Source organism: Methanosarcina acetivorans C2A (assembly GCF_000007345.1).
GTDB lineage: Archaea > Halobacteriota > Methanosarcinia > Methanosarcinales > Methanosarcinaceae > Methanosarcina > Methanosarcina acetivorans.
Window position 1 is genome coordinate 1,178,206 of record NC_003552.1, and the last position, 18,657, is coordinate 1,196,862.

The window sequence follows — 18,657 nt, forward strand, 5'->3', positions numbered from 1 at the left end:
AGCTATCGAATATGTTCGCAGCAGTAACCATCTTATTGCCTGGTTGAGGATCTAATCAATCCTATTACATGCTCTTTTATTGGAGACAGTACGAATCGGAAAACAATAGAAATCATCAAAGAGACGAATAGTCAGACTAAACATCAAGTACTGCATTATAAGAGGTAATGGGGGATTATGATAATGGCAGCCAATGAAAAAGAAATGAGGATTAAGATAGTCAAAGACGGACCGTATCGGGTTACAGGTGGAGTGCCGCTTTTGGAACAGGTAATTGTTACCGATGACGCCGGCCACACCAGGGAATTAATTGATATAAAGGAATACCCCCGGCGGGAATCCTATATTTTATGCCGCTGTGGCTCATCCGAAAACAAGCCCTTCTGTGATGGGACCCACAGCAAGATCGGTTTTGACGGTAGCGAAACAGCCAGCAGAAAGCCTTACATGGAAAAAGCGGAAACGGTTGAAGGTCCTGATCTAAAGCTCACCGATGCCCCCGAGCTCTGTGATCATTCCCGTTTCTGCCAGCGGTCTGGCGGAATAAGGGATCTTATACAAAAATCAGATGACCCGGAAGCCAGACAAACCGCCATAGAGGAAGCCATGATCTGCCCGTCGGGACGGCTGGTCCTGTGGGACAAGAAGACAGGCAAACCCTTTGAAAAAGAATTTGAACCATCTATTGTACTGGTTCACGACAAACAAAAAAATTGTGAAGGCCCCCTCTGGGTTCGAGGTGGTATCCCCATTGAATCTGCAGATGGCAGCATGTACGAATCCCGAAACAGAGTTACCCTCTGCCGCTGCGGGAAGTCAGAGAACAAGCCCTACTGTGACGGCAGCCACTGGATGAACAGTCAGCAGAAGCTCGAGTTCAGGAAGAAGTGGGGCCTGGAATGAGTGAGTTCCTTGATTCATAGAGATTCTTAACTTGTTGAAATAGTAGTCTCGCGTAACATTCAGGCAATCCAGAAGCCAATATGAAAGCAATCAATGGGCTATTCCGCGATAAAAAATAGAGAATTCGAGGGTATCCTTCTTTATTTCAATATATCCTCGAACTCCTTCTGGATCTACAAATGCTGCCAAAGTCTCATCAGCCTGCAGCAAGCTCAGAGGAATATTTTCGTTTGCCAGCAGGCGCATCAGTCTACTTACTGATAAATCTCTACAAGAGAAACCCTTTCTGTCCTGAGTAAATCGCTCGCATACATCAGACATGCTTGAGTATCATTATGGGCCAGGCCGGGATAGTTCCGGAGGATCTCCGACTCAGTCCTCATGAGCTAGCAGGTCGATAATAAACTCTACTGCAAGGCGTGTACCTTTGATAATATGCTTGCCTGTAAGGACTGCGGGGTCGATAACATATGTTTTCTCCAGTTCATAGATCTCTACAATGCTTTTTTTATACACAAATTGATTCAGTTAAGATTCTGCCAGGCAGTGTGCCAATTTTCTGTAAAATTCCAAATTTTAAGAGGTTTTTGAGTCAAGAATTCGAAATCAATAGATTAGTTTCACGTACAGTATCCAAAAATTTGACATTGAATTTACAGCAAATTCGCGACACCGCCAAAATAACAGAAAGTGGGTTAATGACTCTATGAATACTTTTTTAAGGCAGAATTTTAATTTGAGAACCTCTTAGAGGTGAAGTAGATTATGGAAAAAGAAAATGATGAAAATATAACTAAGAAATTAAGTCTAAAAAAGGTGCTATTCAATAGTTTATTTGTTTCTTTATCAATTTTAGTATTAGGATTTGTTATAAATTATAAATATGCAGTAGGATATATATTTATTCTTGTTATTCACGAATTAGGTCATTATATTATAGCAAAATTTTTAAAAGTAAGTGTTGCTTTTGGAGGATTCACTCCTGTTGGAGCATATATAATTCATGAAAATCCTAAAAATTGTAAAGAAAATGCACTTATTGCAATGGGAGGGCCGTTATTTGGAGGCCTACTTGGGCTCATTTACTACATAGTTTATTATGTTACAGGGAATAATACATTTTTAGTATTAACTTTTACTTCAATAATACTAAATTTAGGTAATCTAATACCTGTAAGCCCTCTTGATGGTGGTCAGATAGCTGAAGCAATCTCTCCTACTCTATGCTATATCGGATTTCCAGTTTTAATATATTTGTTTATATTATTAAATAGTTTAAAAAGTAAGATACTATTGCTTTTTATTATAGTAGCAGGTATTTATCAAACATATTATTTTACTATGAAATACAAAACTGATCCTTATTACAAGCTGGATAAACCCAGTAAAATAAAGTTTATATTTATATATAGTATATTGGTTTTATCTTTAACAATTAGTGCAATATATCTTTATAATTCGTTTGATTTTAAAGATATATTCCATAGCATTGCCAGATTTAAATAATTATATATCATTAAAAATTATGTATGGATCAGATTATCGGTAATTTATTATTAAATTTCAACATAATATTAAAACATAGCCGTATATTTGATAGTTATACCAAAAGGAAACGAATAATAATTACCTCTTTTCAAGAAATTCTATGAACGAATCTAAATTATGCTCTTTCATTTCAATACAAAAATCATTATTTTTGTCTATGTTTTTATACTGTTCGTACAAGGCATTTAGTCGACTATGCATTGTCGAGTTTACCGATTCATACCACTGCGCATAATCCTGAATTATGTTAACGGACATAGGGCACAATAACAACGTTAAACCGAATCCTGCTTCCTCATCCGGAATAATTACAAAAGGAAAACTTCTACATGCTTCCGGCCTATTATCGTATATTCTGCATTTCGAATTTATCAATAATGGACAATTCCCGACGATCGCTTTATAACATCCTTCCAACTCTGACTTTACCGCATTCGATTTTAATATATTCGCACTTTCCTTATCTACATTTTTTAAGATTCTCTCATATTCTTTTCTACGAAAATCAATAATATGAGTTTTGCAGCAACTCGCATTGCATGATTCAGGACAGCTATAATGTTCAAGTATGCTTTGAGTTTTTGAGATTAACCAGTCGTGTTTTTTAAAACGTTGTCTTCTATCCATAGCATTCACCCGATTGAAAGAAAAAAGAGATGCTAAGTTTATAATTGCTATCAATTGCCCTATATTATGAGGACTTTAGATGCCGATAAAAACTTATTTATCCCAAAATTATTTCCCATTTCCTATTTGCCTGTAAAAGTGCCTATTGTTCAAGGCTGACGCAGTCGAATACTTTGTAAAGCCTGTACGACTTCATAATTAAAGATATAACGCAGCTGTTTTTAACCATTTGTAGAGGCTTTTACTCCTTTCTTCTTCGTTCACACGAAGTTTCCCCCAGGGAAAAGTAAGGCAGTTTATCTAATTTCAGGACAATTGAGGTTTTGAGCAAGATGCTAATCGATCAAATTCCAATTGGTAAGTTTTCCTTTATGACTCGTCTCTCCCGGAAAGCTCTCAGGCTCTACGACAGGAAGGGGCTGCTCGTTCCGGAAATAAAAGATTCCTTTACAGGTTACCGTTATTACACGGTTCCTCAGATCGAGCAGGGAATGAAGATCAAGACCTTTACTTTCCTGGGATTTTCCCTTGAGGAAATTTCCACGCTTCTGGACGCAGAAAGCAAAGGAAATTCCGAGTTTATTGAGACCTGTTTCAGGAAGAGGCTTGAGGAGGTCCGGCTGGAGGCTGTGCAGCTGCAGAGGATTGAGAGCATTTTGCAGGGCGCCTGCAAACATAGTGGAAAAGTTATGGAGATATTCAAAATGTCAGTTACAGAACCCGTAATTAAAGAGATTCCAGAGCTTCGAGTCCTGGGCAAGCGTGAAAAAGGAACTTTTGTAGTAACCATAGGAAAGCTAATAAATGAAATCTGTGCATGCGTCAGCAGTCCTGAAAACCAGCGTAACCGCGTAAAAACTACAGGCCCTATAATGTTCCTCTGCCACGATGAGGAATACAAAGAAACAGGTGCGGACATAGAGATCACACTTCCGGTCTCAGGCAGGGTCTCAGTTGAAGACCCAAAAATGGAGATAAAGACACTGCCGGCTATGAAGGCCATTTCAGTTATCTATCGAGGCCCGTACCATGAAGTTGAAGTAGCATACAACAGGATTTTCTCCTTTGCAGAGGAAAATAGCCTGGAAACAATTCTGCCAAGCAGGGAATTATATTTTAATGACCCTGCTGAAGTCCCGGAAGAAGAACTAATGACTGAAGTCCAGGTTCAGTTCAGAGAGAGGTAATTCTTCTGCAGTATATTTCCTGTATTGCGTAGTTTTCGTACAGCTCCGGAATTCTGGAGCAGTTTTCTTTTTTGTCTAATCAGTGCAGATGAGATTAGAAAAAATTCTCTATTTCAATCCCGGATTAAGTAATTTCCAGTATTTCAATCTCGGATTACGTAATTTCCAGTCGCCAATAATTCATCTACTGTTACAAAATTAAACCCCTTTTGCTGTAATTCCGGGATCGCTCTGTCTAAAGCCGATACAATCCCGAAATTTGCGTCGTGGGTTCCACTGTGTCCATCATGACATAAAATAATAGATCCGTTTTCAGTGTTTCTCATTATGTTGTTGTAAATCTCTACTGGTCCGTATTTGTATTTGAGCGCTCCGTCAAGAATAATACCATGTTCGGTAGAACTATCTGCTGAGCGACAGCTCCATAAAATGATTTTTAGATCAAACGCCTTTGCTATATTATTTACTCTATCGTCAACACTTCCATATGGAGGTCGAAAGTACACAGGGGTTTTTCCGATCAAATCAGTGATTATATTTTTGGTTCTGGCCAATTCTTTGTTAAGGATTTCTTCATCAGCAAGTTCTGGAAGAGCTCGATGATCATAAGAATGAACGGCTATGAGATGGCCTTCGCCATTTGAACGTTTGACAACTTCACTGCCCGTTATGTATTTTCCATCATGATTTTGAGCAGCAATGTTTTTCTCAATACAGCAGCCAAGACAAAAAAATGTAGCTTTAACTCCATACTTTCGAAGTAAATCAAGAATACACGGAGTTACTCTGCCAGGACCGTCATCAAAGGTCAGAGCAATATTAGGGCTGTCAGGATTGCCTTTTACAATTATTTTGTTTGACATCGTAAATACCTGTGTAAGTTCTTGCTTGACTTTCCTTCCTTTTTGCCAGCAGCCTTCTGATATCTGCTCACTTCGTGAGTATGCGGACGCGGAGAGAATTTTTTAGAGGTTTGTATACTCTCCAGGGGTTGGAAGAAATTTTCCCTCCAGCACGATACCCTCTGCACGGACTGCACGACCGTAAGTTTACTTGCCGAAAACGAGATTGAGCGCATCTACCAGCTTAACTGGCATCGAACTCTGCGGCGAAGAAGAAGTCCCCCTCTTCCCTCGGAGCGGTTTTTTCCGGTTTTGTCATTCAACAGTGCACGATGCACATTTCCCTCTGACATAACAATATCCTTTCAATTTGTTGCACAGATTCTTTTGCGCTCCCCTCTCTTTCTGCTTCTGTTGAAAATTATTTATTGACTTATTTGCTCACTGGTATGCGTTTCCATAGATCTGCAAGGGAGATAGTATCCAAGAACGCCACTACCTTTACAATACGTCCGTTTTTCATGGTCATGTACCAGGAATAAGTGTTGTTGTATGGTTTGCCGTCTTTGGCTGTGGCCTTTCCATCCCATAGGGCAATTACCATGTCTCCATCGGCATAAATGCCTCTCACTCTGGGCACTATTTTCACGCTTAATCGTTCGTTGAGCGGTGTTATGACTTCTTCCAGGAACTGCTTGCGGTTGGTGTAGGTCTTGGAAACAGGACTACTACCGATAATCGTCCATTCCATATCATCAGCCAGCAGGTCGAAAACGTCGCCAGTACCATTTGCCCATTTGGTAAAGCCTTCGTGCACTATTTCTTTATTCTTGTCCTCGTCGGATTGTGTTTGAGCCATCATCTTATTCTTCCTGTTGGATTGTGTTTGAGCTGCCATTATGTCTGTCGTGGTCGCGATCATGGGTCAAAAGTCAGATATACTGTCAGATATACTGTCAGATATACCGTAAATAGGCGTTTAGCGCGTTTGATGGCGATGCGAAAGTGGCCTAACAGTAGTATCGTTACATATCGTCACATCGCAGATTCACGAAGAAAGTTCTTGATTTTCGAATCCAGATATAGGGCGATAGCAAGAGCATCAGGGTTTCCGTAAGGGTCCAGGAGACTGACCATCTTATCATATGGCAAATTCACGCCGTCTAGCCCCTCATCCCCCGAAATTGTGACCGGAGCATAAGATCCAGTGTCGGGGATATGCTTTGCCATTTCTTTCATGATAAGCGGATTGCCGATCAAAAAGCGCACGATTTTCGGCGTGTCGAGCTCAGTCTCCTTACGCAGAATTTCGCCGTGATCGAGTTTCATGAACATCGCCATCTTCGTCCTGCCGAGACCCCCTGTGGACCGTACTTTCCAGTTCGGCAAAGGTCCTTACGCTTTGAGTTGCCTTCACGAACTCGACCATATCCGGATGCCCAATAGCCTCTTCGAGCGCTGTCACGACTAACTCGAAAGGCTTGGAAGATGTCACGCTAAGCCGTTCAATCTCTACCTTTCTGATCCTCACGTTGTTTTCCTTTCCACTTTATTATCCGACCTTACGCTTTGAAAAAAGCTAGCAGGTCCTCGTTGACTTGGTCCTTATGAGTTGTGCACATACCGTGAGGTGCACCTTTGTAGACTTTCAGCGTGGCGTCCTTGACAAGCTTGGATGAGAGCATGGCTGAGGCGCCGATCGGCACAATCTGATCGTCATCGCCATGCAGGATCAGAGTCGGAACATCGAATTTTTTGAGATCCTCCGTCAGATCCGTTTCGGAAAAAGCTTTGATGCAAAAGTATGAGGCCGGAAATCCGGCCATCAGCCCCTGGAGCCAGAATGAATCACGCACGCCTTCCGAGATTTTGGCGCCCGGCCTGTTGTAGCCGTAGAACGGCAGGCTGAGATCCTTCCAGTACTGCGAACGATCGGCTTTGACGCTTGCACGAATCTGGTCGAACACTTCGATCGGAGTGCCTGCCGGATTAGCTGGTGTCTTGAGCATCAGCGGAGGCACAGCGCCGATCAACACAGCTTTGGCCACACGATCTGTGCCGTAGCGACCAATATAGCGGGTGACTTCACCGCCTCCCGTTGAGTGTCCAACAAGGATTGCATCCTTCAGGTTGAGCGTTTCAATAAGCTCCGCGAGGTCGTCTGCATATGTATCCATGTCGTTACCGTTCCACGGTTGGCTCGAACGCCCGTGACCACGGCGATCGTGGGCGATGCATCGATATCCTCGGGAAGCCAGAAAGAACATCTGGTCTTCAAAAGCATCCGAATTCAGCGGCCATCCGTGGCTGAAGACCACCGGCTGTCCACTGCCCCAGTCCTTATAATAGATTCTCGTACCGTCTTTAGTCGTAATCGCGGTCATGAAACGATATCTGTCACCAAATCATATAATATCTCAAGAATAACTTCTTCTTAATATTAATAGTCTTTAAAAAAACTGGGCAAATCTGTCACTGAAATGCGAGTTTTCTTTTAAATTTAATTCACAGCTTTGGTTTTTCGAACTAGTCTGGAGCTTCAGATCCGTTTCTGATTTCTGTACCTCAAAGTAAGCAAGGGCTTCAATGCTACCCACCTACCATAGCTGCCAATGTTTCTACGATAGATAGATTTTGCAGCAGCTCCTGAGGCAGACTGTGCCGCTTCATTAAGTAGTCCGGACTGTTGTAAGAAACCCAAACTTTCTCCTGGCTATCTCCTCAAATAAGAACCTTCAAAGGAAGATTCTGCTAACAATGCACATATACCACACTTTTTATGGCAGCAACGGATTCTACTTTTCTTCTTTCTTGTCAATGGCTGCCAGATATCTGCTTACTTCATGAGCATGTGGGCGTGGAGGGAAGTTTTCAGAGGAACTATATAATGGCTTAGCTTAGTCAGAAGCTGTTTGCATGTCAGGATTCATTGCGAGGCAGCATCGACCTCTTTTAGGAAAGTGCACGCCGTTGCATTGAACTCGGCTGGCTTCTCCAGGTGAACGAAGTGGCGCGTATCGAACATGGCCACCTTCGCCCCGGGGATTTGCGAGGTGATCCAGGGCATCACCTCGGGCCCAAGGTGGCTTTCTTTTCCGCCGATGCAGAGCGTGGGCCTCTGGATCAGGGGTAGCACATCCCGGAAGTCTGCCTGCATCACGCTGAGCAGGAGTTTTGCCGCGGCACTGCGTGGCATTTTCAGACTGCCCTCAGTGACCCTGGCAATGTCGGCTTTCGGGAACTCCGGAGTGAACATGCTGGCCAGGAAATTACGTAGCATCTGCTCGCCTTCCCGTCCGGCGATGGTGGCAGCCAGGGCCAGAGCCTCGTCTCCGCCGCTCGATGCCCAGTACCGCCTGCACTCTGCCTCGGACCACACTCGGGTCGCCTTATTCCCGCGATCATCTCGTCGCAGAACACCAGCGCACGAATGCAGTCCTGCCCAAACAGGTCGATGAAGCTCCAAATTACGGTACAACCAGCCGAATGACCGAGTAACACCGCATCGTGCAGTCCTAGATGATCGAAGAAGTCAAAGCAGTCTCCGGCAAACCGCACAGTACCCTGAAAGTCACTTTATGAAGAGTAAAATCAGTGAAGTACTGAAATTGGCTATTTCAGCCATTCGGAACTATATCCTATCGGAACTACTGATAATATGAGTTATCTAAAAATATGAGTTATCTAAAGCTCGGTCATTGTCTTAGGGTCAAGGGCATCGGGAATTTTCACTATATGAAACCAAACGCATGCGACATCATGCCGCTAATTACTTAAGAATGGTTTCGTAGACTTATTTATCGTGGAGATGAATTGATGAAATCCAGTAAATTAGAACAATACATAAGATATATAGAGTTAGATAGAGAAAAGGTACCCTCGTTTTCTGAATATCCGTTTAATTTGCCTGCGGTAAAAGATCTACAGTCACTATCATTTCATCCCAAAGTTACATTCATTATTGGAGAAAATGGTTCCGGGAAATCTACAATTTTAGAATCGATAGCTGTTGCATATGGGTTTAATGCAGAAGGCGGAACAAAGAATTTTAATTTTACCTCCAGAGCAACACATTCTAAATTAAGTAGTTATATAAAAGTTGTTAAAGGTACCAAAAAACCCCGGACTGGTTTTTTCTTAAGGGCAGAAAGCTTTTATAATTTTGCTTCAAACGTTGATGACCTGGATAATGAAGCATCTTTCGGGCCTCCCATAATTAATTCTTATGGTGGCCGTTCGTTACACGAACAATCTCATGGAGAATCGTTTTTCGCAGTATTTTTAAATAAATTTACCGGTGAAGGTATCTATATATTGGACGAGCCTGAAGCAGCGTTATCACCATCGCGGCAAATGTCTATGCTTACCAGAATGCATGACTTAGTAAAAGAAGGATCCCAGTTTATTATTGCAACGCATTCACCAATAATAATGGCATATCCCCAGGCCGTGATCTACCAAATTAAAGAAGGATTTGAACAAATAGGTTACAAAGAAACGGAACATTATCAGGTTACGCAGTCTTTTCTAAATAATACACAGAAGATGCTTAGCATCTTACTGGAATGATAAGGGGGTGAAGTTCAAGACTCGGTCATTCGTGGACGACCCGGTTTTGTGGGGAGTTCGGTATCAGATAACACTATGCTCCCGCGAGGGCACAAACCCGGAAAGAAGATTTGAAAATGCGGGTGTGCCGGTGACGCACCACACCTTTTGGCGCAGGAATAATATGTTTTTGGAGGGAAAGTATGCAACCACAAAATATATTTGATAATGAAGTTTTTTTTCAGGGCTATAAAAAGCTTCGCGAAAATCCTAACAGCGCAAATATATTGGAAGAAAAACCAGCTATTTTTAGCCTGCTACCAGAATTGAAAGGGAAAAAAGTACTGGATTTAGGGTGCGGTTATGGAGAAAATTGCAGCATGTTTTCCAAAATGGGTGCTAATAAGGTAGTCGGTATAGATGTTTCTTCAAAAATGCTTGCTATCGCCAATAATGAAAACAGTGGAGATAATATTTTTTATGAGAATATGTGTATGGAAGATATTTTCTGCATTAATGAGAAGTTTGACGTAGTTGTAAGCTCTTTGGCAGTGCACTATATTAATGATTTTAATAAATTGGTCTGTAATGTGAACTCATTGTTGAAAGATAATGGCATTTTTGTTTTTTCTCAGGAACATCCGCTTACAACAGCACCAAAAAACGGTGCGAAATGGTTTAAGAACGTAGATGGAAGGATCACTCACTATGCATTGACCGATTATGCGATCAGTGGAGAACGAACTGTATCGTGGATAGTGGACGGGATCACGAAATACCATAGGACTTTTTCGGATATTATCAACGCTTTAATTGATGCTGGCTTCATTATCGAAAAAATGCTGGAACCCGTTCCTACAAAGGAAACAATCGAAAGAGACCCTTCTTCTGCAAAAGACTTACATAAACCCAACTTTTTAGTTACTAGGGCGCGAAAGAAATAACACAAGGCCGCAGGACCCGGCTTTCTGGTCTAAACATAAGAACTATGTAAGGCCCGAGCATCGCTTTAGGACAGGGGGTGCTGGGAAGACGCGGGAAGTTCTACGAAATGTGGCCGTATAGGTGCTCGGGTTCAGCCGTCGGGCACACAGAGAAATGGTAAATACACTTTGATGTATATGTGTTTGATTTTGTGAAGCTAATTTATGCTTTTTTTATTCATTCATCCTGCGTGTTTTGTCCTGAGGTAATTTTAACAAAGCAATTCAAGTAAACATTAGTAGTTTTATGTTACTCTTTATACAGGAGGAGAAAAAGTGGATAGTTGGGAATAGATAAATGCTGTTCAACGTATGTAGGATTATATTGATGAGCATATTACAGATTCAATATCCTACATATAATTGCAAAAGCAGAAAAATATTCACCCTGACATTCTGCAAGGATTTTCAAGGAATTAACAGGTAAAACGCCGTTTGAACATATTTGAACTTCGGCTGTCCCATCAGCTATCAAGTTGAGAGATGATAATGCAAAAATAATTGATGTGGCGTTTGACTTTGTTTTTGATTCTCGTGAAGGCTTTTACAAGAGTATTTTCCAAGCAATTAGGAATGACACCGCAATATTATTGCAAAAATGAGCCTCTGTTGAAGCTTTTTATATCTGGCTGTATCCTGGAACGCTACCTCATGTTACAAAATGGAGGAAATAACATGAACCAAAATACTAATACAAACACCGTTTTTGTTCAAGTCGTTGATCGTCCTGCAAGAAGACTAATTTTAAAACGAGGTATTAAAGCAACAAATTACTTTGAATACTGCGAAGAAGTAGGGTGCGATGTGTGGGAAACGCTTTCAAATATTGAAGGGGCTATCTATGAACCTATTGGAATGTGGATGCCAGAAAATCTGCGCAAGCCGGAGACGTCGATATATGCTCAAGGCGTTGAGGTTCCGCATGATTATACTGGCGAAATTCCCGAAGGGTTCGAATTGATAGATCTTTCACCATGTAAGATGCTGGTATTCCAGGGACAGCCTTTTGAAGATTCAAAGTTTGGTGAAGCAATACATGAGTTATGGGAAGTTATGAAAAGTTATAAACCTGAGATTCATGGATTTGAATGGGCGGATGAAGATGGACCAAGGTTCCAACTTGCTCCAATGGGATATAGAGGTTATATCGAAGCAAGACCTGTGAGATGGTTAAACAGAAAGCAGATCTACTAATATTAGCATGTTAGGGGGAATATTTAAAGGGTGCACCATCCGTGGTGCACTCTGAATAATGGGGCAGGATACGTCATCGAACACTGAATTCACACAAGGGACGCGGGAAGAAGGGACAAGAAGAACTTGCCGCGCCACATTCCTTCACCGGGTGCGAAGCACCTCACCGCCAGGGGCGATTCCGGCTGATCCGGTTCAGGGACATTGTGACTGCAGGCCGTTAGACAAAAGGTGGCAGCCCCCTGAATAAGGTATAGTGGTAATTGGAATATTATATCATTGTACATGTGTCGAGGTGCAAAAAGGGCCAGTGCTAATCCATTATGTCCCTCGAAATATTAATTTTGTCGGAGAGAGACTGAGGCGTCATTGAACGTTTCAGTATGGAAATGTTAATTCCTCTCATCATAATGTACACGCTGTATTAAGGAAATTTGTGATTTACAGTTGAAGGGTGCCGCCCATCCGTCTAACAGTAAGTCTTCCCGCAATGTGCGGATAAGCTTGTTCAGATGGGGGCCGGATTTAAGGAAGGGCTGAAGATGTCCGGCATATCCTCCGACTCAAGGCCGGCAGGACCCGGCTCATCCGGGCCTAGCATAAGAGTTATGTAAGGCCTGGTCATCACCGCCTTAAGGTCAGAAGACGTCGGAAGTGCGAAAATGTTCTCTGGGATTCGACATAAAGGCGCGCCTGTCCACGGGCGTAAATGGTATTTAAGGGGCTATGAATAATGAGTGAGTATTATTGGGATACAAAACTTGATTATTTAAAAACAAGTAGATACTTATATTTTAATGATGACTATCTCGAATTTCTGATTTACAAAGTATGGGGCTTTACTAATCCAATCAAAATCATTGATTTTGGTTGCGGTTCAGGTTATTTGGGTTTAAAGTTTTTACCGCTACTTCCAAAAGGGTCAACATACATTGGAATTGATAAGGGAGAGAAATTAATTGAAGAAGCAAAAAAAATATTTTCAAAGTTACCTTATGATACTGAGTTTATTGTAAGTGATGTAGAGCAGGTTCAGTTATGGGAAATGAAATATGATGTTGCTATTTGCCAGGCGTTACTATTGCATTTACCTGACCCCAAGGAAGTACTACTAAACATGATTAATTGTGTAAAAAATAATGGGAAAATTATTTGCATTGAACCCCATTGGAACTCATGTATGGCTAATTTCTATATTGATGAGCTGGAAGAGTTTAAGTCTATAAACTTAGGATTACTTCAAAAACTTTATAAAATGGATAAAAATAGAACTGGCAAAGATGGCAATATTGGGATTAAGCTACCTGTTTATATGAGGGAGTTAGGATTGAAAAATGTAAATAGCCGGGTTAGCGATTGTGTGAGATATCTAAATCCTGATTTGTGCCTTGAAAATAGGGAGTTACTATATAATTTACTGTGTAATGAAGGATTTGGCAGCATTTGTAACAATTTAGACAATGCTGTAAAAGGTTTGGTAAATAGAGGACTGACTATTGAAGAAGCACAAGAACAGGTAGAGTCAGAGAACTACATAAGCAGGTGCTTTAGAGAAAAAGGGCTTGAATATAACACTATATTTGCGCCAACGATGATAATTTCATATGGAACAAAGGGATAATTTAAGGGCAGCCGTCCGTGGCTGCTCTGAATATATAGCCTGCCGCACATCAGAGAGGATGCACTCCCACAAGGCGCGGATTAGTAAGTTCAGCGGGGTAGTATTTGAGGAAGGGCTGAAGACCAGCCGTGCCCACCTCCCAGCCCAAGACCGCAGGATCCGGCTCGCCGGGCCTAACATAAAAGGTATGTAAGGCCCGGTCATCGCTTTTAGGGCCGGGGGACGTTAGGAACACCATACCGTTATACGAAATCCTGGGTCTAATACAAAGTTATCATAGTTTGGATTGGTCAAGTGCTGAAGGAAGAATGTGCATGGATATGCAATCAGCTATAGTTATTTATATCGTACTAACGGTAACTGGCCGTTTTCTTTCCCAAAGGCAACGAAAAAATAATAGACGAAAACAGCTCTCACAATGGAGAAATATAGTTAAAGATTATACTGCAATAGTTGCTGTGATTGCAACAGCCTTCGCAATGGGGCTGGCATTGTTAGAAGCTGCATTACGAGAAGATACTGTATTGCCTATAACATCGATTATTATTGGGACAGTAATTGTGACAGGTGGTTGGGTTGTTGCATGGTTTGCTAATAGAAAAATTGGAACAAACTGGTCACCTATTATTGAAAAGACCAACAGGCAAGAATTAGTCACCTCAGGCATTTACAGTTTAGTCAGACATCCATTGTATTTTTCTGGTTTTTGTATCCTGATAGGGACAAATATATATTTTTGTAGCAAATGGGCATGGATTGGAACAGGCATAGCACTAATAACAATTTTATTTCGCATTCCAATTGAGGAAAAAAAGTTAAAAGAAAGGTTTGGGGATGAATACATTGCATATATGCATAAAACTAAAGCACTCATTCCCTGGGTTTTTTAAAGTATGCATTTTTTGTAGGTCTTCGCATAACACTAGCTTCACGCAACGAGTGCAAGTAGCGGTTCTCACGGGGGGTGTACGCCGCAGCTCCCCTACCGAACTGCAGCAGTGGCAGGCTCGCCCAGGCCTAATAAATGAATCTGATAAACAAAATCAGGCCGGTCCGATGCAGAACTCATTCCGGGATATACAACCATTTCTTCCGTGATAGACAATTAGACATCAAAAAAACTCTGGCAGAATAAAATCCCCATTGTCATACAAAGTCTTTATCGTCTTGGTGATAAAAAGGTATGAAGATATCAGTACCTGCTTAAGGCAAAGAGGCAATTTGTAGTCTGGGGGAATTCTGCAAAGTCTTCGGGGATGAGAATTTTTTCAAGCTAGTACATCGATTCCATATATCCTCAATAAACCATGAATAAAAACAAGTGAACACAAATATTTTCAATTCGTGTTTATTCTTGTCCGCTTGTAGTTTTCTCATAGAAAAAACATTGACCAGTGCTGATTTCAAAGTCCAATTCTTCCCATAATTTGGAATCGATGTACTAGTGTAGAGCCCATAAATATACCCATTCCCAGAATACCTTACAGTACCGAATGTCTAAATAAATAACAAAAGAAAATCGGTAAAGTTATACTTCTACTCTGAAGCCAGCTTCAGGTCGTGTCGCGGATCCCCAACCATCTTCTTCGGATCCACAATCCTGTCAAAATCCTCCGCGCTGATGAAACCTCCTTTCACTGCAGCTTCCCTCAGTGTCGTATTCTCGTCCAGTGCTCGCTGGACAATTGCGGAAGCCTTGTCGTAGCCTATGACAGGGCTAAGCGCTGTCACTAACATGAGGGAGGTGCCCACAAATTTGTCGATACGACTCCTGTCGAGCATGATTCCATTGATTCCGTACTCACGGAACTTTACGCAAGCATCGCCGAGAGTGCGCGCAGAATGTAAGACATTATTTATGATTATCGGGCACATTGCGTTAAGCTCGAAGTTTCCCTGTGACCCGGCAAATGCGACGGCATTATCTTCCCCAATCACCTGGATGCAAACCATTAACATGGCTTCCTCCTGAGTCGGATTGACTTTCCCAGGCATGATTGAGCTTCCCGGCTCGTCACTTGGGAGGATAAGCTCGTGGAGACCCGACCTCGGTCCCGAACCAAGCCATTGCAGGTCATTTGCAATCTTCATCAGTGCGACTGCTAATGTACGCAGTGCCGCGCTTGAGGTTACCATTGCATCAAGGGAGCCCTGAGCTGCGAATTTATTTGGAGCTGTGACAAATGGATGACCTGTGAGCCTGGCAATCTCATCTGCAACCTTTTCACCGAAGTCTGGTGGGGTATTGATGCCGGTCCCGACCGCAGTGCCTCCGATGGCCAACCGATATAATCCCCGGAGAGAATGCTTGACAAACGCCAACGCGTCATCGAGCTGTGTGGCGTAGCCAGACCACTCCTGGCCCACTGTAAGTGGGGTTGCGTCCTGAAGATGTGTTCGGCCTATCTTGACGATATCCACCCATTCCCGTGCTTTGGCCCATATGGACTCTTCAAGAACGGTAACTGCGGGAATGAGGCGGTTGCTGAATTCGAGCACAGTTGCAATGTGCATGGCCGTTGGAAAGGTGTCGTTGGACGACTGACTCATATTAACATCGTCATTAGGATGGACAGGGTGCTTACTGCCGAGGCTTCCGCCCACGAGCTGGATGGCGCGATTGCTGATGACTTCATTCACGTTCATGTTCGACTGAGTGCCTGAGCCAGTCTGCCAGACATAGAGCGGGAATTCGCTGTCGAGTTTACCGGCGATAACTTCATCTGCAACCCTTGCTATCAATTCAGCTTTCCACGGCGGTATTATTCCGGCGGCTTCGTTGACCAGAGCAGCTGCCTTTTTCACGTACCCATAAGCATGATAGACCTCCTTTGGCATGTAGTCGTCGCCGATGGAAAAGTGAATCAGAGACCTCTGGGTCTGAGCCCCCCAGTAATGGTCGGCTGGAACCTCAACCTCCCCCAAAGAATCGCTTTCTTTTCGTTTGCCAGTCGCTCCAGTACCGATAGGCAGGTCGAGGATTGAAGGCACTTTTTCGGCATTTTTTCGTTGTATATCCACGTTAATCGGCAAATTCTGCCCTCCTATAGATGGATTAGCTGTATTGGGGTTTGTAGAGCGTCGCTCGGAGCCAGACGTTGATGTCCTCTGGCTGATCCACTCTCGCTAGATCCCGATTGAAAATTAAAGTGGCAATTTGTACGGCGGTGCGTACTTCGGTCTCCAGAATACTGCTTTGAGGTGGGAATAGCAAACCTTTCTTGAGCTGTTCATCGGTTCTCTGGTTTGCCGTTGCCCTCGCGGCCTTGATGAACATCTCGTCAGTGGCGCGTTTTGCTCGCGTGACGTAGACCGCGAGGCCAACCGCCGGATATGTGTAAAAATTATTCGCTTGCCCGGGCAGAAAAATGTCACCATTATAATGAACTGGAGGGAATTGAACACCGGCTGCATTAATAGCTCTGCCACCTGCAGGGTCGCAGGTCATGCTGGTCGAGGACTATCTCCAGCTACCGTCCGCCGGCATCATTGACAATCCTGCCTGTCTCTTTCAAGTCTTCTGGGATCGAAGGCTTGACACCTGAACGCGGGTAAACCAGCGCACAGATGTCGATGCCGATTACGCTCGCCCCCTCGTGGGCAGAGGCGATAACCGTAGCACTGCCGATTTCGCGGAAAGCACCTGTGACAACAACCATCTTTCCTTGCAGGCACCCCTCCTGTCCTTAAATTGCTTTGCTTAATATTGTTCCTCCATCTGAGCAACTCGTATGACCAGGAATTGATACTTCATCACAGCTTAGTTTACAGATTTTTTACTAACGAGTACCATGTAGTTTACGGAGGCTGCGATAAATTTTCAGTAAGCTCTGAAGCCAGTCGAAGGTTAGCCCCGCAAACTATACATATCTACAGTACCACGCTTTGAGCCCCGTCATCTATTGACCAGTGCCGGATAGTCCGTATAGCCTTTCTCTCCGCCCACGTAGAAGGTATCCAATTTTGGCTCGTTCAGAGGCGCATTCTGCCTGAAACGCTCTGGCAGGTCAGGATTGGCCAGGAAAGGCACTCCAAAGGCTATCAGGTCAGCTTCACCGCTGTCAATGGCTTCATTCCCGCTTTGGAGGCCATAGCCACCGTTCAGTATGAACGTCCTTTCAAAAATTCTGCGCAGAATAGGCCCAAGCCGTGCCTCGGGTGGCACGAACCCCGACCGGCCTCCTATGGGTTCGATTAAATGAAGGTATCCCAGACCCGTTTTGTTCAGCTCCTTGGCAAAATAGGAAAAGGTCTCCCCGGGATTTGCGTCCGACATAGAGTGTGCGATGTTGTGCGGAGAGATACGGTAGCCGACACGGTCGCCACCCCATACCTCTATGACGGCTTTTGTGACCTCAAGCGGCAGACGGGCCCGGTTCTCAAGGCTGCCACCGTATTTGTCGGTTCGTTTGTTGGACCCGCTCCGCAGAAATTGATCCAGCAGGTAGGTATTAGCGCCATGGATCTCTACACCATCGAAGCCGGCGGCTCTGGCGTTCTCTGCCGCCTGCCGGAACTGCCTGACAATGTCCGGCACCTCGTCGGTTTTTAGGGCTCTGGGCACCGGAATTGGTTTTTTTCCACCCGGTGTGTGGATATAGCCTTCGACGGGTAGTGCGGATGGAGCGACCGGCAGAGCGCCACCAAGTAAGTCGGAGTGGGAAACTCTTCCTACGTGCCAGAGCTGGATGAAAATCCTGCCTCCAGCCTTGTGGACGGCATCCGTTATCTTCTTCCAGCTGGCGGCCTGTGCTGCAGAGTATATGCCCGGTGTATGCATGAAGCCTACACCCTGCGGGCTAACCTGCGAACCCTCGGTGATAATCATGCCGGCCGAGGCTCGCTGCACGTAGTAAGTGGCCGTCAGTGGGACCGGGATGTCGTCATCCCCTGCGCGGCTGCGAGTCATCGGCGCCATCACCATGCGGTTTGGCAGCGTTAAATCGCCCATCCGATACTGTGAAAAAAGGTCCGTGTCTTCTGCCATGATGACCATCTCATTAAGCCTGCAAAATCAATAGCTATCTTTTTACCCGGATTCTTAGAATCTCATTGATCTCTTCAATGCTCCCCCAGTCATTGAACTGGTTCTGGTTATTGTCTCAGCGCCTGGTACAATCCCCATTGCGCAACGCATACAATTTAACCCTGAATCACTAAATACGAGCTCCGGGTGAAAACTTATATGATAATTATTATGGAAT

Annotated in this window: 20 protein-coding genes; 8 read left to right on the forward strand and 12 right to left on the reverse strand. The window is 43.6% G+C overall.

Annotated elements, in window-relative coordinates; genetic code table 11:
• Positions 1–183 precede the first annotated feature (183 nt).
• Entirely contained in the window at positions 184–903 is a 720-nt protein-coding gene (locus MA_RS05145) for a CDGSH iron-sulfur domain-containing protein (protein WP_226990768.1), read from the forward strand.
• 90 nt (positions 904–993) lie between these two features.
• Here the strand turns inward: MA_RS05145 and MA_RS27880 are convergent, their stop codons facing one another.
• Complete coding sequence (locus tag MA_RS27880) at positions 994–1,224, reverse strand: hypothetical protein (protein WP_162013056.1); 231 nt, start codon at positions 1,222–1,224, stop codon at positions 994–996.
• A gap of 51 nt (positions 1,225–1,275) precedes the next feature.
• Complete coding sequence (locus tag MA_RS28420) at positions 1,276–1,419, reverse strand: DUF433 domain-containing protein (protein WP_226990769.1); 144 nt, start codon at positions 1,417–1,419, stop codon at positions 1,276–1,278.
• A gap of 249 nt (positions 1,420–1,668) precedes the next feature.
• Between MA_RS28420 and MA_RS05155 the strand changes: the two genes are divergently transcribed.
• Complete coding sequence (locus tag MA_RS05155) at positions 1,669–2,409, forward strand: site-2 protease family protein (protein WP_011021024.1); 741 nt, start codon at positions 1,669–1,671, stop codon at positions 2,407–2,409.
• Between the two features lie 120 nt (positions 2,410–2,529).
• On the opposite strand, the gene MA_RS05160 is transcribed toward MA_RS05155, so the two are convergent.
• A complete protein-coding gene (locus MA_RS05160; protein ID WP_048065022.1) occupies positions 2,530–3,078 on the reverse strand; it encodes a YkgJ family cysteine cluster protein in 549 nt (182 codons plus the stop codon).
• A 332-nt stretch (positions 3,079–3,410) separates the two neighbouring features.
• On the opposite strand from MA_RS05160, the gene MA_RS05165 reads away from it, so the two are divergent.
• On the forward strand, positions 3,411–4,265 hold the full coding sequence (locus MA_RS05165; RefSeq protein ID WP_011021026.1) for a MerR family transcriptional regulator: 855 nt from the start codon (positions 3,411–3,413) through the stop codon (positions 4,263–4,265).
• A gap of 143 nt (positions 4,266–4,408) precedes the next feature.
• Here the strand turns inward: MA_RS05165 and MA_RS05170 are convergent, their stop codons facing one another.
• The 6 genes from MA_RS05170 to MA_RS05190 all read right to left on the reverse strand — a co-directional run bounded on the left by MA_RS05170 (position 4,409) and on the right by MA_RS05190 (position 8,486).
• Positions 4,409–5,128 (reverse strand): polysaccharide deacetylase family protein, encoded by a 720-nt coding sequence (locus MA_RS05170; RefSeq protein ID WP_011021027.1) that lies wholly within the window; start codon positions 5,126–5,128, stop codon positions 4,409–4,411.
• 412 nt (positions 5,129–5,540) lie between these two features.
• Positions 5,541–6,029: a nuclear transport factor 2 family protein gene (locus tag MA_RS05175; RefSeq protein ID WP_226990770.1), complete on the reverse strand. Its 489-nt coding sequence runs from the start codon at positions 6,027–6,029 to the stop codon at positions 5,541–5,543.
• 113 nt (positions 6,030–6,142) lie between these two features.
• Positions 6,143–6,436 carry a DUF302 domain-containing protein gene (locus MA_RS28425; protein WP_011021029.1) on the reverse strand — a complete coding sequence of 98 codons (294 nt, stop codon included), beginning with the start codon at positions 6,434–6,436 and terminating at the stop codon, positions 6,143–6,145.
• Positions 6,405–6,638 carry a hypothetical protein gene (locus tag MA_RS28430; RefSeq protein WP_226990771.1) on the reverse strand — a complete coding sequence of 78 codons (234 nt, stop codon included), beginning with the start codon at positions 6,636–6,638 and terminating at the stop codon, positions 6,405–6,407. Before MA_RS28430 ends, MA_RS28425 begins: the two co-directional genes overlap by 32 nt.
• Before the next feature lie 31 nt (positions 6,639–6,669).
• Positions 6,670–7,491 carry an alpha/beta fold hydrolase gene (locus MA_RS05185; protein WP_011021030.1) on the reverse strand — a complete coding sequence of 274 codons (822 nt, stop codon included), beginning with the start codon at positions 7,489–7,491 and terminating at the stop codon, positions 6,670–6,672.
• A 542-nt stretch (positions 7,492–8,033) separates the two neighbouring features.
• Positions 8,034–8,486 (reverse strand): alpha/beta fold hydrolase, encoded by a 453-nt coding sequence (locus MA_RS05190; protein WP_011021031.1) that lies wholly within the window; start codon positions 8,484–8,486, stop codon positions 8,034–8,036.
• 437 nt (positions 8,487–8,923) lie between these two features.
• On the opposite strand from MA_RS05190, the gene MA_RS05195 reads away from it, so the two are divergent.
• The 5 genes from MA_RS05195 (at position 8,924) to MA_RS24395 (ending at position 14,343) form a co-directional block, all read left to right on the forward strand.
• On the forward strand, positions 8,924–9,676 hold the full coding sequence (locus MA_RS05195) for an AAA family ATPase (RefSeq protein WP_048065023.1): 753 nt from the start codon (positions 8,924–8,926) through the stop codon (positions 9,674–9,676).
• Positions 9,677–9,858: 182 nt separating this feature from the next.
• Positions 9,859–10,599 carry a class I SAM-dependent methyltransferase gene (locus MA_RS05200; protein ID WP_011021033.1) on the forward strand — a complete coding sequence of 247 codons (741 nt, stop codon included), beginning with the start codon at positions 9,859–9,861 and terminating at the stop codon, positions 10,597–10,599.
• Positions 10,600–11,313: 714 nt separating this feature from the next.
• Positions 11,314–11,832: a hypothetical protein gene (locus tag MA_RS28435; RefSeq protein WP_226990772.1), complete on the forward strand. Its 519-nt coding sequence runs from the start codon at positions 11,314–11,316 to the stop codon at positions 11,830–11,832.
• A 733-nt stretch (positions 11,833–12,565) separates the two neighbouring features.
• Entirely contained in the window at positions 12,566–13,453 is an 888-nt protein-coding gene (locus tag MA_RS05210; RefSeq protein ID WP_011021035.1) for a class I SAM-dependent methyltransferase, read from the forward strand.
• Positions 13,454–13,767: 314 nt separating this feature from the next.
• Entirely contained in the window at positions 13,768–14,343 is a 576-nt protein-coding gene (locus MA_RS24395) for a methyltransferase family protein (protein ID WP_052279113.1), read from the forward strand.
• A 646-nt stretch (positions 14,344–14,989) separates the two neighbouring features.
• On the opposite strand, the gene fumC is transcribed toward MA_RS24395, so the two are convergent.
• The 3 genes from fumC to MA_RS05240 all read right to left on the reverse strand — a co-directional run bounded on the left by fumC (position 14,990) and on the right by MA_RS05240 (position 18,449).
• The gene (gene fumC, locus MA_RS05225) at positions 14,990–16,474 is read right to left on the reverse strand and encodes a class II fumarate hydratase (RefSeq protein ID WP_342636662.1); all 1,485 of its coding nucleotides are present in this window, start codon (positions 16,472–16,474) and stop codon (positions 14,990–14,992) included.
• 34 nt (positions 16,475–16,508) lie between these two features.
• Complete coding sequence (locus MA_RS05230) at positions 16,509–16,901, reverse strand: malic enzyme-like NAD(P)-binding protein (protein WP_011021038.1); 393 nt, start codon at positions 16,899–16,901, stop codon at positions 16,509–16,511.
• Positions 16,902–17,348: 447 nt separating this feature from the next.
• Positions 17,349–18,449 carry an alkene reductase gene (locus MA_RS05240; protein ID WP_011021039.1) on the reverse strand — a complete coding sequence of 367 codons (1,101 nt, stop codon included), beginning with the start codon at positions 18,447–18,449 and terminating at the stop codon, positions 17,349–17,351.
• Positions 18,450–18,657 lie beyond the last annotated feature (208 nt).

Excerpts from the sequence above, each read along its gene's own strand:
- MA_RS05195 (WP_048065023.1), top strand. The coding sequence starts at position 8,924 with ATGAAATCCAGTAAATTAGAACAATACATAAGATATATAGAGTTAGAT.
- MA_RS05175 (WP_226990770.1), bottom strand. The coding sequence starts at position 6,029 with ATGATCGCGACCACGACAGACATAATGGCAGCTCAAACACAATCCAAC.
- MA_RS05210 (WP_011021035.1), top strand. The coding sequence starts at position 12,566 with ATGAGTGAGTATTATTGGGATACAAAACTTGATTATTTAAAAACAAGT.
- MA_RS05145 (WP_226990768.1), top strand. The coding sequence starts at position 184 with ATGGCAGCCAATGAAAAAGAAATGAGGATTAAGATAGTCAAAGACGGA.
- MA_RS05160 (WP_048065022.1), bottom strand. The coding sequence starts at position 3,078 with ATGGATAGAAGACAACGTTTTAAAAAACACGACTGGTTAATCTCAAAA.
- MA_RS05170 (WP_011021027.1), bottom strand. The coding sequence starts at position 5,128 with ATGTCAAACAAAATAATTGTAAAAGGCAATCCTGACAGCCCTAATATT.
- MA_RS05230 (WP_011021038.1), bottom strand. The coding sequence starts at position 16,901 with ATGACCTGCGACCCTGCAGGTGGCAGAGCTATTAATGCAGCCGGTGTT.
- MA_RS05155 (WP_011021024.1), top strand. The coding sequence starts at position 1,669 with ATGGAAAAAGAAAATGATGAAAATATAACTAAGAAATTAAGTCTAAAA.
- MA_RS05200 (WP_011021033.1), top strand. The coding sequence starts at position 9,859 with ATGCAACCACAAAATATATTTGATAATGAAGTTTTTTTTCAGGGCTAT.
- MA_RS05185 (WP_011021030.1), bottom strand. The coding sequence starts at position 7,491 with ATGACCGCGATTACGACTAAAGACGGTACGAGAATCTATTATAAGGAC.
- MA_RS05240 (WP_011021039.1), bottom strand. The coding sequence starts at position 18,449 with ATGGTCATCATGGCAGAAGACACGGACCTTTTTTCACAGTATCGGATG.
- MA_RS28435 (WP_226990772.1), top strand. The coding sequence starts at position 11,314 with ATGAACCAAAATACTAATACAAACACCGTTTTTGTTCAAGTCGTTGAT.
- MA_RS27880 (WP_162013056.1), bottom strand. The coding sequence starts at position 1,224 with ATGTCTGATGTATGCGAGCGATTTACTCAGGACAGAAAGGGTTTCTCT.
- MA_RS05165 (WP_011021026.1), top strand. The coding sequence starts at position 3,411 with ATGCTAATCGATCAAATTCCAATTGGTAAGTTTTCCTTTATGACTCGT.
- MA_RS24395 (WP_052279113.1), top strand. The coding sequence starts at position 13,768 with ATGGATATGCAATCAGCTATAGTTATTTATATCGTACTAACGGTAACT.
- MA_RS28425 (WP_011021029.1), bottom strand. The coding sequence starts at position 6,436 with ATGAAACTCGATCACGGCGAAATTCTGCGTAAGGAGACTGAGCTCGAC.